We start from the raw sequence: 15,302 nt of genomic DNA, 5'->3' as shown, positions 1-15,302 counted from the left end.
TGCCGCAGCGGTGGAATTGGTAAGCAATCATGTTTGGTAAAAGAGGCAGCGACGACGGCAACCGGACCATCCCGGAATTCCGTCAGCCAGCACCCGCACCTGCCGCGCCGGCGGCCGCGAACCCTGTGGAAGCGGCGGTAGCTGCCAGGCCCGGGGCGCTGCCGCCATCCGGCGCGCCTGCAGGGCCGGCGGTTCGCCGTGCGGTCGAGCCGCCGCCATTGGCGCCGGAGCCGAAAAGGATTCAGCGTGAGCGCAGCGAGAGCTATTACGACACCAAAAGCCAGGTCTTCTCCGCACTCATCGACACGATCGATCTGTCGCAGCTCGCCAAGCTCGATCCCGAAAGCGCGCGCGAGGAAATCCGCGACATCGTCAACGACATCATCGCGATCAAGAACTTCGCGATGTCCATCGCCGAGCAGGAAGAGCTTCTCGAGGATATCTGCAACGACGTCTTGGGCTACGGGCCGCTGGAGCCACTGCTTGCCCGCGACGATATTGCCGACATCATGGTCAATGGCTCCAAGAACGTCTACATCGAGGTCAACGGCAAGGTCGAGCAGACCGGCATCCGTTTCCGCGACAACCAGCAGCTCCTCAACATCTGCCAGCGTATCGTCAGCCAGGTTGGCCGCCGCGTCGATGAATCAAGCCCAATCTGCGATGCGCGTCTTCCTGATGGCTCCCGTGTCAACGTCATCGCACCGCCCTTGGCCATCGACGGCACCGCCCTTACCATCCGCAAGTTCAAGAAGGACAAGCTGACGCTCGACCAGCTGGTCAAGTTCGGCTCGATTTCGCCGCAAGGCGCCGAGATTCTCAAGATCATCGGCCGCGTCCGTTGCAACATTGTCATTTCGGGCGGTACCGGCTCCGGCAAGACGACGCTGCTCAATTGCCTGACCAACTATATCGACCGCGAGGAACGCGTCATTACGTGCGAGGACTCGGCTGAGCTGCAATTGCAGCAGCCACATGTGGTGCGTCTCGAAACACGTCCGCCCAACCTTGAAGGTGAGGGCGAAGTGACCATGCGCGACCTGGTCAAGAACTGTCTGCGCATGCGGCCCGAGCGCATCATCGTCGGCGAGGTGCGTGGACCCGAAGTGTTCGACCTATTGCAGGCGATGAACACCGGCCATGACGGCTCGATGGGAACGATCCACTCGAATAGCCCGCGCGAATGCCTCAACCGTATAGAGTCAATGATCGCCATGGGCGGCTACACGCTGCCGCAAAAAACCGTACGCGAAATTGTCGTCGGCTCCGTCGACGTGATCATACAGGCTGCACGCCTGCGCGACGGATCGCGGCGCATCACCCACATCACCGAGGTGATCGGCATGGAAGGCGACGTCATCATCACCCAGGACATCGTTCTCTATAACATCAAGGGCGAGGATGCGAACGGCAGGTTGCTGGGCGAGCACGTGTCGACCGGCATCGGCCGTCCGCATTTCTGGGAGCGCGCCCGCTACTATGGCGAGGAGCAGCGCCTAGCCGTTGCACTCGAGGCGATGGAGAAACGCGCTGACTGATCCGTCTGGAAGCGTGGGGGCCAGGGTCGATGTTCGGGATTGACAGCACCGTATTGGCATTCGTCGTGCTCGCCGGCTTCAGCGCCGGCGCAGTGGCCTATGCTTTCCTGTTCAATCGGATCAGCACCGAGAAGCAGGTCGGCAAGCGGCTTGAATCGATCAAGACCGCCGAGACGGATCGTTCCGTCGTCAAGGCTTCGCGCGATCGCGTGGCGGAAGCGGCCAAGCGTCGCAAATCCGTCCAGGATTCGCTGAAGGATCTCGACCAAAAGCAAAAGTCCAACCAGAGCCTGGTCAAGAAACCACCGCTGAAGATCCAAATCCGCCAGGCCGGCATGAAGGTCTCGATTGAGCGCTTCTATGTCTATTCGGCGGTCTGCGGCGTCGTCTTGACGGCTTTGGTCTATTTCATCGGCGCACCGCTGCTGGTCTTGCCGGCTGCGCTGCTGGTCGGTGTCTTGGGTCTGCCGCGCTGGTTCGTCTCGTTTCGCCGCGCACGCCGCGTCAAGGCGTTTCTCAACGAATTTCCGAACGCGCTCGACATCATCGTGCGTGCAGTAAAATCCGGCCTGCCGCTGAACGACGCCGTGCGCCTGATCGCCAATGAATCCCCCGAGCCGGTCAAGACCGAGTTCCGCCGCATCGTCGATTCGCAGCAAATGGGTTTGTCGATCCCCGACGCGGCCATGCGCATGCCCGAAACGATGCCGTGCACCGAGGCGAGCTTCTTCGGCATCGTCATCCAGATCCAGTCTCAGGCCGGCGGCAATCTTTCCGAAGCGCTGGGCAATCTTTCGCGCGTGCTTCGCGACCGCAAGAAAATGAAGGCCAAGGTCCAGGCGTTGTCTATGGAAGCCAAGGCATCCGCCGTGATCATCGGCGCGCTGCCTTTCGTCGTTGCCTTTCTCGTCTATCTGACGAGCCCGAACTACATCATGCCCCTCTTTACCACCAGCACCGGCCATCTGATCCTCGGTTGTTCCGGCGTCTGGATGTCGATGGGTATCCTGGTAATGCGCAAGATGATGAACTTCGAAGTCTAGGATTCGCGCGTATGACCGATCACGTCATCAGAACTCTCACCGACCCGTCCCTGCTGATCGCACTGCTGGTCGGCATCGCGGTGTTTGCGACGGTCTTCACGCTGCTGCCCGCCTTTGGCGGGAACCAGCTCAAGGCGCGCATGAAATCCGTGGCGCTGGAGCGCGATGAGCTGCGCGCCAAACAGCGCGCGCGGCTGGCAGTCGAAGCCGACCGCCGCCGCAAGGGCCTGCGCGAAGAGCAGTCGGTCGGCATGCGCAATATTGTCGATCGCCTGGATCTCAGGCGTGCGCTGGCGGACGAAGGTACCTTGCAGAAATTGAAAGTGGCGGGTTTTCGCGGCCAAAATCCGCTGACGCGCTTCCTTTTTTTCCGCCTCGTCCTGCCCTTCATCGGCTTTGCATTGGCGGCCATATATCTGTTCGTGCTTGGAGGACTGCCCGAGCAGCCGCTTTTCGTGAAGCTGTTCGTCTGCATCGTGGTTGCCTATGCGGGGTTCTACGCGCCGGTGCTCTACGTCAACAACCGTGCGACCAAGCGCAAGCAGTCGATTCAGATGGCGTGGCCGGACGCGCTCGACCTGTTGCTGATATGCGTCGAGTCCGGCATGTCGGTGGAAGCAGCGCTTCGCAAGGTCGCCGATGAGATCGGCGCGCAATCGGTGGCATTGGCGGAAGAATTCATCCTGACCAATGCCGAACTTTCCTATCTGCAGGAGCGCAAGCAGGCGTACGAGAACCTTGCAAGCCGCACTGGCCTCGAATCCGTCAGGTCGGTGTCCCAGGCGTTGGTTCAGGCCGAGCGCTACGGTACGCCCGTGGCGCATGCGCTGCGCGTGCTTGCCGCTGAGAGCCGCGACATGCGCATGAATGCCGCCGAGAAGAAGGCGGCCGCGCTGCCGCCGAAGCTTACCGTGCCGATGATCCTGTTCTTCCTGCCGGTGCTGTTCGCCATCATTCTGGGTCCCGCCGGCATCCAGGTGAGTCAGCGCGGCATCTTTGGCGACCAGCCGAAATCGAGCAGCCAGTAGCCCAAGCGGCGTCGCCACAAACGCTGCTACGATTCAAAGCCGCGCTGCGGGTGTCGCGCGGCTCCTTGCGTTTGACGTGTTGCGGAATTCTCGCGCCGGTTCGGCGCTCGAAGCGGTCAGTTGGTGGCAGGCTTTGCCTTGTCCTGCTCCTTGAGCTGGCTCCAGGCATTCTGCTGCGCCAGCATCTGGCGAAGGTAAGCGACGTTGGCCTGCGCCTGTTCCGGCGACAGCTCTTGTGAGGCGATCTTCTCGGCCTCGTCGAAACGTCCTTGCAGACCGACGACCAGCGCCAGGTTCTGGCGGACGCGACTGTCGGCATTCGGCTGCTGGGCGGCCGAGCGCATATAGGTTTCGGCCGTGCGCAAATCGCCTTCCAGCACATACGACATGCCGAGATTGGAAAGGATCGACGGTTCGTTCGGCTTGAGGTCCAGCGCTTTGCGATAGTCTTGACGCGCCTCGTCCTTTTGGCCGAGCTGGTCGAGAATGGCAGCTTCCGCCGATACAAGTTTCCAGTCAGGATATTCGGGCGTCTGGGCGCGGCGCACGGCATCGAGAGCCGGCTCGAACTGTCCGTTGGCGGCAAGCGCCTTGCCATAGGCGGCGAGCACGTCGCGGTCCTTCGGCAAGGCAATCGCCAGCTTGCGCATCACCGCAAGCGACTGGTCGGCGTCACCGTCCATCTGCAACGCCGCGGCATAGTTTGTCGCGATCCGCTTGTCGTTGGGGCTTTTCGAGTAGGACTGCCCGAGCGCCATCGTGGCGTTGTGCAGTTCGCCCGCCGACATTGTTTCCAGCGGCTTGCCGCTTGGGCGAGAAATCGAGCCAGTCGTCAATTTGCTGGTTCCGCAGCCAGCGACGCTTGCGGCAAGCACCATCATCAACGCCGTGGTGATCAGCCTATTTGCGCTGGCGTTCATCCTGCGGTCGGTCGGCATCGGCACCAGGGCTCCGTTCATGCGCGTGACCATTTGCGTGGTCATCTTCCCTCCCGCAGAAATATTCTGTTAACCCTAACGGAGAGTTAAGAAATGCCGACTCAGAAGCCGGAGACCAGCGAATGCCTGTTGAACTCGTCGAGAAAAAATTGAGCAATGCGCTGCCGGTCCGTCTGGTGGCGAAGGATGCGCAGGCGGCGGCGGGCCTTGAGCCATCCTCAGTCGCCTGGGCCAAGGCCAACGGCTTTTCTGGCGAGGCCGGCAGGACGCTGGTTGTGCCTGGCGACAACGGCGCGATTGCCGGAGCCCTGTTCGGCACCGGCGACGACGAGGGTGCAATGGCCGTCGGGGCACTGGCGAGAGCCTTGCCCGAAGGCGAGTGGCGTCTTGCGTCCGCACCGGCCAAGCCGGAGCTTACGGCACTCGCGCTGGCACTCGGCGGCTATGTCTTCACCCGCTATGGCAAGAAGCCCGGCAGGACGCTTCGCTTCGCGCTGCCGTCCGGCGCCGACGCCGCTCGCGTCAGACGCATCGCCGATGGCGTTTTCCTGGCACGCGACCTGGTCAACACGCCGACCAGCGATATGGGTCCCGGCCAGCTGGAGAATGCCGCCCGGACCTTGGCCGCGACGCACAAGGCTGAAATATCGGTGACCAAGGGCGACGATCTTCTCGCCGCCAACTTTCCGATGATTCATGCCGTCGGTCGCGCTTCGGCCGACGCGCCGCGCCTGATCGACATGATTTGGGGGCCGAAGAATGCCCCCAAGATAACGCTGGTCGGCAAGGGCGTCTGCTTCGACACAGGCGGCCTCGACATCAAGCCGTCCTCGGGCATGCTTTTGATGAAGAAGGACATGGGCGGCGCTGCCAACGTGCTGGGCCTCGCTTCCATGATCATGGCCGCCGGGCTGAAGGTCCGGCTGCGCGTGCTCATCCCCGCTGTCGAGAATTCGATAGCCGGCAACGCCTTCCGTCCAGGCGATGTGCTGGTGAGCCGCAAAGGCATCACCGTCGAAATCGGCAACACCGACGCTGAAGGGCGGCTGGTCCTCGCCGACGCCTTAGCCTTGGCCGACGCCGAGGAGCCGCAGATGCTGGTCGATATGGCAACACTGACAGGCGCTGCCCGTGTTGCGCTCGGCCCCGACCTGCCGCCCTTCTACACCGGTGACGAGGCGCTTGCATCCGAGCTGGCGGACGCCTCCATTGCGGTCGAGGATCCGCTATGGCGCATGCCGTTGTGGAAGCCCTATGACGCCAAGCTGGCGTCGAAAATTGCCGATATCAACAACGTCACGTCGGATGGTCTCGCCGGCTCGATCACCGCGGCGCTATTCCTGAAGCGCTTCGTCCAAAAGACCGCCAGCTGGGCGCATTTCGACATCTTCGCCTGGAACCCGTCGGACCGCCCGCACGGCCTTGCCGGCGGCGAGGCGCAAGGCATCCGGGCGCTGGAGCGTGTCATTTCGAACCGCTTCGGCGGATGATGTCTCGGCATAGCCGACGAAGGTGTTGACTGAAACGGAACCGAAACAATTTTCCGTCATGCTGGACGGATGTCGATTATCATGCGTCCAAGTCAGGCCTTGCGACTGTGGCAGCAGGTGGTGCTGTCGCAGGTGCGCGACGACGCACCCGATCTCACCATGCGCCAGACGGCGATCCTGTTCACCATCTATCTCGATCCGCCGCCGCACACGGTGCGCGGTCTGGCTGCCCGCCTCAATGTCACCAAGCCGGTGATCACCCGTGCGCTCGACACGATGGGGGCGCTGAAGTTGGTGTCGCGCCACCGCGACGAGCTCGACAAGCGCAACGTGCTGGTCAGGCGCACAGTCGAAGGTGCGCTCTTTGTCGAACGCTTCGGCGATGTTATCATTGCCAGAGCCCAAGAGCTGCCGATTTGACCAAATTGTCCATTTGAACGAGTTGCCGATTTGACCGCCAGGGATGCCCGCCTCCATGCCTTCCGCTCCGATCTCGCCGATGCCAGGCTGAGAGGCGAGGTCGCCGCCGACCGGTTCGTCGCCGGCCGGCCGGCTCGCATCACCGCTTCCGTGGCCGACATCCGCAAGGCGCCACGGCCGAATGCCGGTGTCAACACACAGCTTCTGTTCGGCGATGACATTCTCGTCTTCGAGGACGCAGAAGGCTGGGCCTGGATCCAGGGCGAATGCGACGGCTATGTCGGCTATGTCGCCGACACGGCGTTGGGCGCTCGGGACCATGCGCCGACCCATATCGTTTCGGTGCCGCGCACCTTTCTCTATCCAGGACCCGACTTGCGCTTTCCGGTGAGCGGGCAATTGTCGATGGGATCATTGGTGACGGTGACGGGCTCAGCCGAAACACGCGGCACGCATTATGCGCTGTTGCCGTCCGGTCAAGCGGTCATCTCGGGTCATCTCAGGCCTGTCGCCGAGGCGGCCGCCGACTACGTTGCTGTTGCCGAGAGCTTTCTCGGCACGCCTTATTTGTGGGGCGGCGCCTCGGGCTTCGGCATCGACTGTTCCGGTCTCGTGCAATTGGCGATGCGCATGGCCGGCAGGCAGGTGCTGCGCGATTCCGACATGCAGGCGGCAACCATCGGCGAGCCGCTCGTTCCGGGGCCGGACTTTTCCGGGCTTCAGCGCGGCGACCTGGTGTTCTGGAAAGGCCACGTCGCTATCATGACCGACGCCGAGACGATAATCCACGCCAATGGCCACACCATGCTGGTATCGCGTGAAGGACTGAGCGAAGCGATCGCCCGTATCGGCTATCTCTATGGCCGTCCGACGGGGTTTCGCCGGCCGTAACGCGAATCGATCACCTTTTGTTCTGATTCTGCTTGGCGATCGCGCGCCGCCGCGCTACCTCTGACGCGTGACAGAGCAGCCGCGCCTTGCCGAACAGAAAGCCGCCGTCGTCCTGCCCGAGCCATTCGTCAAATGGTTTGCGGAAAAAGGCTGGTCGCCGCGCGCCCATCAGATCGAATTGCTGGCCAAGGCTCAGGGCGGGCAGTCGGTATTGCTGATCGCCCCGACCGGCGCCGGCAAGACGCTGGCCGGGTTCTTGCCATCGCTGACCGAACTGGCCGGCCGGCCAAGGAGAAGGCCAGGGCAGGCGCATCGCGGCATCCACACGCTGTACATCTCGCCGTTGAAGGCGCTGGCCGTCGACATCGAGCGCAATCTCGGCAAACCCGTCGAAGAGATCGGGCTGCCGGTTACTGTCGAGACGCGCACCGGCGATACGCCCGCACACAAGCGCCAGCGGCAGAAGCTGGCGCCGCCCGACATTCTGCTGACCACGCCCGAGCAATTGGCGTTGCTGATTGCCGCGCCCGACGCCAGGCGCTTCTTCGAGGACCTGCGCTATGTCGTACTCGACGAACTGCATTCGCTGGTGACCTCGAAGCGTGGGCACCTCCTGTCGCTTGGCCTGGCCCGGCTGCGCTCGTTTGTGCCCGCCCTGCAGATGATCGGCCTGTCGGCGACGGTCGCCGAGCCCGACGAATTGCGGCGCTGGCTGGTCAGCCAGAATCCACCGGGGCCGATGGCCGAACTGATCGTTGTCATTGGCGGCGCCAAGCCCGAGATCTCCATTCTCGATTCGGAGGAGCGCGTGCCGTGGGCGGGACATTCGGCCCGCTACGCAACGCCGGAGATCTACAACGAGATCAAGCGCCACAAGACAACCCTGCTGTTCGTCAACACGCGCAGCCAGGCGGAGCTGCTGTTCCAGGAGTTGTGGCGGGTCAACGAGGACACCTTGCCGATCGCGCTACACCATGGCTCGCTCGACGTCGCCCAGCGCCGGCGCGTCGAGAAAGCGATGGGCGAGAACGCCTTGCGTGCCATCGTCGCCACCTCGACGCTCGACCTCGGCATCGACTGGGGCGACGTCGACCTGGTCGTCCATGTCGGCGCGCCGAAAGGTGCCAGCCGGCTGGCACAGCGCATCGGTCGGGCCAACCACCGTATGGACGAGCCGTCGAAGGCGATCCTGATCCCGGCCAATCGCTTCGAGGTGCTGGAATGCAGGGCGGCGCTCGACGCCAATTATCTGGGCGCCCAGGATACGCCGCCGCTGGTCAATGGCGGGCTCGACGTGCTGGCGCAGCACGTGCTGGGCTGCGCCTGCGGTGCGCCGTTCCAGGCCGATGCGCTGTTCGAGGAAGTGCGAACGGCAGCACCCTATGCCGATCTCGACCGGCCGACATTCGATCGCGTCATCGATTTCGTCGCCACCGGCGGCTATGCGCTGAAGAACTACGAACGCTACGCCCGTATTCGTCTCAACAAGGACGGGCTGTGGCGGGTGTCCAATCCTCGCGTCGCTCAGCAATACCGGCTGAATGTCGGCACCATCATTGAAGTGCCGGCGCTCAACGTGCGCTACGTCCAGGCCGGCAGCAGAGGCGCGGCTTCGCGTGGCGGTCGGGTTCTTGGCAAGATCGAGGAGGCGTTCCTCGAAACGCTGACGCACGGCGACACCTTCATGTTCGCCGGCAAGGTGCTGCGCTTCGAGGGCATCCGCGAGAGTGAGTGCTTCGTCTCGAACGCGCCGGGCAGCGACGCCAAGGTGCCGTACTATGGCGGCGGCAAATTCCCACTTTCGACGTACCTAGCCGAACAGGTGCGCGCCATGCTGGACGATCCGCAGCGCTGGAAGAAGCTGCCGGAGCAGGTCGCCGACTGGCTACGTTTCCAGGCCGACAAGTCGGTGCTGCCGAAACGCGACGATCTGCTGATCGAGACCTTTCCGCGCGGCAACCGCTACTACCTGGTGGCCTATCCGTTCGAGGGCAGGCTGGCGCACCAGACGCTGGGCATGCTGCTGACCCGCCGCCTCGACAGGGCGGGAGCCAGGCCGCTCGGCTTCGTCGCCACCGATTATGCGCTTGCCATATGGTCGCTGGCCGATATGGGTCACATGTTCAGGGCGAAGAAACCGTCGCTGGCTGCGCTCTTCGATCAAGATATGCTGGGCGACGACCTCGAAGCCTGGCTCGCCGGCAGCTGGCTGTTGAAGCGCACCTTTCGCAATTGCGCGCTGATCTCGGGATTGATCGAGAAACGCCACCCGGGCCAGGAGAAGAGCGGCCGCCAGGTGACCGTGTCGACCGACCTCATCTACGACGTGCTGCGCAGCCATGAGCCCGACCACATCCTTTTGCAGGCGACGCGGGCCGATGCCGCGACCGGTCTGCTGGATGTCAGCAGACTTGCCGAGATGCTCTCGCGCGTCCAGGGTCGAATCATGCATAAGAATCTCGAGCAGATATCGCCGCTCGCCGTGCCGATCATGCTTGAGATCGGCAAGATGCCGGTGCACGGCGAGGCCGATGAGACGCTGCTGATGGATGCAGCCACGCTGGTCAAGGAGGCCATGGGGACGAAATGACTGTGGCGCTGGCAATGGCTGCGACTCTGGCGGATACGGGCGCCGTCCGTATCGCTGGCGAACGCGCGATCTGCGACCGCCGCGGCGTGCTCTATTTTCCCGAATTCCGGCTTCTGGCCGTATCCGACCTGCATCTGGAAAAAGGCTCCTCACTGGCCAGGCGCGGCACGCTGGTTCCGCCTTACGATACCGGCGCCACGCTGCTCCGGCTGCAGACGGTGATTGCCGATTATCAGCCTGCGATCGTCATCAGCCTGGGCGACAGTTTTCACGATGGCGGCGGCGCCGCGCGCATGCACGCAAGCTTCCGCGACAGGCTGGAAGGGCTGATGGTTGGGCGCGACTGGTTCTGGGTCGCCGGCAATCATGACCCGGAAGCACCGGCCGACCTGCCGGGCGACACCGTGCGCGAGCTGGCCATCGGCTCTCTGCTCTTCCGGCACGAGCCTTCGGCGGTAAGGGTGGAGGGCGAGATATCAGGCCATCTGCATCCTTGCGCCCGCATCGTCCAGCAAGGCCGTTCGGTGCGGCGGCGCTGCTTTGCCGGCGATGGCGGCCGCATGATCATGCCGGCCTTCGGCGCCTACACCGGTTCGCTCAATCTGCTTGACCGCGCCTATGCCGGGCTGTTTCGCCGCGAAACGCTGATGGCCTATATGCTTGGCAGTGAGCGCATCTTCGCGATTTCCCACTCGATGCTCAGGCCGGGCTGAGCTGCCCTATCGTCCGTAATAGGCTGCCCTATCGTCCGTAATAGAGGGTAACAGTGTGCTTGGCCTCGGCGAAGAACAGCCAGCGCTCCACCAGCATGCCGGCGAGTTGGGTGATTGCTGCGAGTATCGACAGTGCCGCCGCAAAGGGCCACGGCAAGGCAAACGCCGCAATCAGCAGCAAAGCGGGCAAGGCAAAGGCCAGAGCCTGGGTGATCAGCCGCAGCTTTGCGCTGTGCTTGCGTGCGATGCGAAAGCCCATTTCCTTGAGCAGATAGTTTTCCTCGGTATGCGGCCATTCCATCGACCGCACCGTGCCGCCGGAAAGCCCGGTTGCGGTGTTGGCATTGGTCGGGATCTCCAGCCTATCATTGTGTCGCCAGGTCGCCAGCTTCAAACCCCAGCCGAGCACGGTCAGCAACAGGGCAGCCGCCAGAAGCATATTCGAGCCTGCCGCAAATCCCTGCAGCAGGGCGTTGAGCAGTACGCTGCCGGTCATCGCCGAAAAGATCAGATAGCCGGGCAGGGTGAAGCGGCTGTGCCATTGGGCGATCGGCTTCAACGACGCGTAGATCATGCCGGTGGTGCAGACGGTTGCGACCGCGCCGATGGCAGCCAGCAGCCCGGCGACAGCCACCCAGCCGCTCGTACGGCCGAGGACCACCCAGCCAATACCGAACAGTCCCGCCGGCACGAAGGTGGCGACCGAGGCAACGCCTTCGCGCGACAGCCATGAGCTACGCCATTGCGAGAAGGCACGCCAGGCGCGTTCGGGCCGGCCGAGATGGCCGGCCGAGGACAGCAGGCCTGCCGAGATCAGGCCGAGCGACAGCCCCATGCCGGTGAGGCCAAGCCAGAAATCGGGCGGGATAAAGCCCTGTCCGGCCAACACGCCAAGCAGCGCGAGCAGGCCGTAACCGGCGCCCGTGGCGGTGGTGAAAAAGACGACGGAGAAGGCTGGATGCATGAAGGCGCGGGTCAGTTCGAAAGCATGCGGTCGACCCAGCCAAGGAAACCGCCTTCGGCTCGCACCGGCTGGAGCGCCTGTGCCGGCACCGATGCGGCGCGGGTGGTGTGGGCGCGTGGCGGCAGATATTTGTTGGTCGGCCTGTAGCCCATCTCCGGCATCAGGTCGACACCGCCGCGCTCCGCCACCAGTTGCGAGATAGCCGATGCCGGATCGCCCAGATCGCCGAAATGCCGCGCGCTGGTCGGGCAGGCGGCAACGCAGGCCGGCACGCGGTCTTCCTCCGCCAGATTGTCGTTATAGATGCGGTCGACGCACAGCGTACATTTCTTCATCACGCCGACATCCGTGTCGAATTCGCGCGCGCCGTAGGGGCAGGCCCAGCTGCACAATTTACAGCCGATGCATTTGTCCTCGTCGACCAGCACGATGCCATCCGACGCCCGTTTGTAGGAGGCGCCGGTCGGGCAGACCGTGACGCACGCCGGTGTCTCGCAGTGCAGGCAGGAGCGCGGGAAATTGACCGTGCGCCCACCCATCTCGGTCATGTGCTCATAACTGTGCACGCGGTTGAACCAGACGCCGTCGACATTGCCGCCATAGGGGTCGATGTCGGTTAGCGGCGCCATATGGCCGCCGGTGTTCCATTCCTTGCAGGCGGTGACGCAGGCCTGGCAACCAACGCAGGTGTCGAGGTCGATGACCAGGCCGAGCTTTTTGTCGGTGTGGGCGGGAAGGCAAGTCATTCGGCAGCTTCTCTCTCCCGACGGAATTCGGCGCCGAAACTGAGCTTGTCGGGCGAGGGCTCGAAGTGTGGCGGCTGCCGGAACCGCTCGAATTGCGGCTCGGTGAAGCCAGCTTCCTCGGCCGCGCATTTGACGATGCGCACGCGCAGGTCGAACCATGCCGCCTGGCCGGTGACAGGATCGGAATTCGAATAGCGTTTGCCATTCGCATCGGCAGAGGTCTGGTCGCCGATGATGTGGTTGAGCAGGAAGCCGCGATTGGATTCGGCCGCGTCATCCTTGAGCCCCCAGCTGCCGCGCCGTTTGCCGATCGCGTTCCAGGTCCACACCGTATCGGCGTTGACGCCGTCGATCAGGCTGATCTGCCCCTTGACCTTGCCGTTGATGCTCTCGATCCACACCCAGTCGTCATCGACAAGCCCGAGGCTGGCGGCGGTCCGATTGTGCACGAACAGCCGGTTCTGGCTGGTGATCTGCCTTAGCCACGCATTCTGCGCGCCCCAGGAATGGTACATGTGCATCGGCCGCTGCGTCAGCGCGTGGAGCGGATAGGCTTGGCTATCGACTGCAGCCTCTTCGAAGGGCGCGTACCAGAACGGCAGCGGATCCATATAGGTCTCGATACGGCTGCGCTCCGCCTCCGGCGGCAGCACCCCGCCATGGCCGCGCGCCGCAAGGCGAAAGCGCTGCATCGGCTCGGAATAGAGTTGGAAGACGATCGGCTCGGCCTTCGGGATGAAGCCCATGCTCTCGGCGAATTCGAGATAGGAGCGGTTGGCCATCTTGTAGTAGCGCTGATCGGCGGCGAAATCCTGGTGCCAGAAGCCGCCATTATCGATGTAGCGCTGCAACTGGTCGGGATTGACGTCGCCCTTGCCGACCGAGGCCCCGTCCTTGCCGCGCCAGCCGGCGAGCGGACCGACACCTGGCGTGCGCTCGTGATTGACGATGTAGTCGGGATAGTCGCGGTATTTGGCGGAACCATCGTCGTCGACGAAGCCGGGCAGGCTGAGCCGCGCGCCGAGTTCGATCAGCACCGTCTGGAACGGCCTGACGTCGCGATCCGGCTCGACGACGGGATGGCGGATGGCGTCGCCCGGCCCGTCGGCGTGGCTGATCGGCCGATCGAGCAAACTGATACAGTCATGACGCTCGAGATAGGTCGTGTCCGGCAGCACCAGATCGGCAAAAGGTACGGTCTCGGAATAATAAGCGTCGGAATAGATGATGAACGGGATCGTGTACTCACCCGACGCATCAATATCGGTCAGCATGGCCATCGTCTCGACGGTATTCATCGACGAGTTCCAAGCCATGTTGGACATGTACATGAACAGAGTGTCGATCGTGTAGGGATCGCCGGCCCAGGCGTTACGGATAACCGTGTGCATGAGCCCGTGTGCGGCCAGCGGCGCATCCCAGGAGTAGGCCTTGTCGATACGGATCGGTTTGCCGCCTTCGTCGATCAGCAGGTCCCCCGGTCCGCAGACGAAACCGAGCGGCATGCCCTCGAGCGGCGTCATCGGCTTCACATTCTTGCCGGCTGGCTTCGGACCCGGCGGTGCAGACCGTGGATAAGGCGGTTTGAAGCGAAAGCCGCCCGGCACGTCCACCGTGCCGAGAAGCACCTGAAGCAGATGAATGGCGCGGCAAGAGTGAAAACCGTTCGAATGGGCCGAGATGCCGCGCATCGCATGCATCGACACCGGTCGGCCCTTGATGGTCTCGTGCCGGCGGCCGGCCCAGTCCGTCCACGCCACCGGCAATTCGATTTGCTGTTCGAAGGCGACATGAGCGAGTTCGGCGGCGATCCTGCGGATGGTATCGGCGGAGATGCCGCACCGGTCAGTGACCGCCTCGGGTGAATAGCTCTCATCCAGATAGCGGTCGGCGACGAGTTGGAAGACCGGCACGCAACGGCGGCCGTCGACGAGAAAGCTGCCGGTCAGTGCGGGCTTCGCGTCGGCGTCACTGGCATTGACTGGCATCTTTGCCACCCTGTCCCAAGCCAGCGGATTGCCGTCGCCGTCGCGCATGAACAGCCCATCATCGGCAGCACCAGGCTCTTGAATGACGAGAAGATGGGCGTTGGTGTAGCGCAAGAGGTAGTCGAGATCGACACGGCCGGCCTTAAGCAATTCGTGGACGAGCGCAAACACGAACAGGCCGTCGGTACCGGGCCGGATGCCGATCCAGTCGTCGGCAATCGCGTTGTAGCCGGTGCGGCAGGGATTGATCGAGACCACCTTGGCGCCGAGTGCCTTGAGCTTGCCGAGACCGATCTTGATCGGATTGGAATCATGATCCTCGGCAACCCCGAACAGCATGAAGTATTTGGTGTTGTCCCAGTCGGGCTCGCCGAACTCCCAGAACGAGCCGCCGATCGTGTAGAGGCCGCCGGCCGCCATATTGACCGAGCAGAAGCCGCCATGGGCGGCAAAGTTCGGTGTGCCGAACTGGCTCGCCCACCAGCCGGTCAGCGATTGCGACTGGTCGCGCCCGGTGAACAAGGCGAGTTTCTTCGGATCGGTTCGGCGGATATTCGAAAGCCGCTTCGTCGCGATCGACAAAGCTTCCTCCCACTCGATCTCGCGGAACTCACCCGAGCCGCGCGGGCCGGTGCGCAGCAGCGGCTTCTTCAGCCGAGCCGGGCTGTAGTGCTGCATGATGCCGGCGCTGCCCTTGCCGCACAGCACGCCACGGTTGACCGGATGGTCCTTGTTGCCGTTGATGTAGCGGACTTTGCCGTCCTTGATGTGGACGTCGATGCCGCAGCGGCAGGCGCACATATAGCAGGTGGTCTTGGCGATGCTGTCGGAGACATCAGGCGAAGTATCGACGCCGTCGCCTTCGGCGGGCGCGCGCGTATCGGCAAGCGGCCGTTGGGATGGTGCTGAGTTGGCGCCGCGCAGCGGTTTGTTGGTCATGATCCGGCGATGTT

The 15,302-nt window shown here is 63.3% G+C and carries 12 protein-coding genes; 8 read left to right on the top strand and 4 right to left on the bottom strand.

Annotation, left to right across the window (positions count from 1 at the left end; translation table 11 throughout):
• Positions 1 to 29 precede the first annotated feature (29 nt).
• Genes NKH89_RS08695 through NKH89_RS08685 form a run of 3 tightly spaced genes read left to right on the top strand, consistent with a single transcriptional unit; the run spans position 30 to position 3,609 of the window.
• Positions 30 to 1,538, top strand: a complete 1,509-nt coding sequence (locus tag NKH89_RS08695; RefSeq protein WP_023719531.1) for a TadA family conjugal transfer-associated ATPase — start codon at positions 30 to 32, stop codon at positions 1,536 to 1,538.
• Between the two features lie 29 nt (positions 1,539 to 1,567).
• Entirely contained in the window at positions 1,568 to 2,581 is a 1,014-nt protein-coding gene (locus NKH89_RS08690; protein WP_023719530.1) for a type II secretion system F family protein, read from the top strand.
• Between the two features lie 11 nt (positions 2,582 to 2,592).
• On the top strand, positions 2,593 to 3,609 hold the full coding sequence (locus tag NKH89_RS08685) for a type II secretion system F family protein (protein WP_352483228.1): 1,017 nt from the start codon (positions 2,593 to 2,595) through the stop codon (positions 3,607 to 3,609).
• A 116-nt stretch (positions 3,610 to 3,725) separates the two neighbouring features.
• Here NKH89_RS08685 and NKH89_RS08680 read toward each other — a convergent pair whose 3' ends face one another.
• Complete coding sequence (locus NKH89_RS08680; RefSeq protein ID WP_023719528.1) at positions 3,726 to 4,547, bottom strand: tetratricopeptide repeat protein; 822 nt, start codon at positions 4,545 to 4,547, stop codon at positions 3,726 to 3,728.
• A 122-nt stretch (positions 4,548 to 4,669) separates the two neighbouring features.
• On the opposite strand from NKH89_RS08680, the gene NKH89_RS08675 reads away from it, so the two are divergent.
• From NKH89_RS08675 to pdeM, 5 genes are all read left to right on the top strand, one after another.
• On the top strand, positions 4,670 to 6,037 hold the full coding sequence (locus NKH89_RS08675) for a leucyl aminopeptidase family protein (protein WP_352716700.1): 1,368 nt from the start codon (positions 4,670 to 4,672) through the stop codon (positions 6,035 to 6,037).
• A 69-nt stretch (positions 6,038 to 6,106) separates the two neighbouring features.
• Positions 6,107 to 6,457 (top strand): MarR family winged helix-turn-helix transcriptional regulator, encoded by a 351-nt coding sequence (locus NKH89_RS08670; protein WP_023719526.1) that lies wholly within the window; start codon positions 6,107 to 6,109, stop codon positions 6,455 to 6,457.
• A 30-nt stretch (positions 6,458 to 6,487) separates the two neighbouring features.
• Positions 6,488 to 7,348 (top strand): C40 family peptidase, encoded by an 861-nt coding sequence (locus NKH89_RS08665; RefSeq protein WP_352908603.1) that lies wholly within the window; start codon positions 6,488 to 6,490, stop codon positions 7,346 to 7,348.
• A 67-nt stretch (positions 7,349 to 7,415) separates the two neighbouring features.
• Positions 7,416 to 9,938, top strand: coding sequence for a ligase-associated DNA damage response DEXH box helicase (locus tag NKH89_RS08660; protein WP_352908602.1), 2,523 nt, complete (start codon positions 7,416 to 7,418; stop codon positions 9,936 to 9,938).
• 14 nt (positions 9,939 to 9,952) lie between these two features.
• Positions 9,953 to 10,651 carry a ligase-associated DNA damage response endonuclease PdeM gene (gene pdeM, locus NKH89_RS08655; RefSeq protein WP_502896879.1) on the top strand — a complete coding sequence of 233 codons (699 nt, stop codon included), beginning with the start codon at positions 9,953 to 9,955 and terminating at the stop codon, positions 10,649 to 10,651.
• 28 nt (positions 10,652 to 10,679) lie between these two features.
• Here pdeM and NKH89_RS08650 read toward each other — a convergent pair whose 3' ends face one another.
• From NKH89_RS08650 to NKH89_RS08640, 3 genes are read right to left on the bottom strand one after another with little or no spacing between them, the layout of a single operon-like run.
• The gene (locus NKH89_RS08650) at positions 10,680 to 11,615 is read right to left on the bottom strand and encodes a dimethyl sulfoxide reductase anchor subunit family protein (RefSeq protein ID WP_352908600.1); all 936 of its coding nucleotides are present in this window, start codon (positions 11,613 to 11,615) and stop codon (positions 10,680 to 10,682) included.
• An 11-nt stretch (positions 11,616 to 11,626) separates the two neighbouring features.
• The gene (locus NKH89_RS08645) at positions 11,627 to 12,361 is read right to left on the bottom strand and encodes a 4Fe-4S dicluster domain-containing protein (RefSeq protein ID WP_352483223.1); all 735 of its coding nucleotides are present in this window, start codon (positions 12,359 to 12,361) and stop codon (positions 11,627 to 11,629) included.
• Positions 12,358 to 15,288 (bottom strand): molybdopterin oxidoreductase family protein, encoded by a 2,931-nt coding sequence (locus tag NKH89_RS08640; protein WP_352908599.1) that lies wholly within the window; start codon positions 15,286 to 15,288, stop codon positions 12,358 to 12,360. Before NKH89_RS08640 ends, NKH89_RS08645 begins: the two co-directional genes overlap by 4 nt.
• Positions 15,289 to 15,302: the final 14 nt, after the last annotated feature.

This window comes from Mesorhizobium sp. M0923 (genome assembly GCF_040319365.1).
Lineage (GTDB): Bacteria > Pseudomonadota > Alphaproteobacteria > Rhizobiales > Rhizobiaceae > Mesorhizobium.
This window is presented reverse-complemented; position numbering and strand designations above follow the sequence as displayed.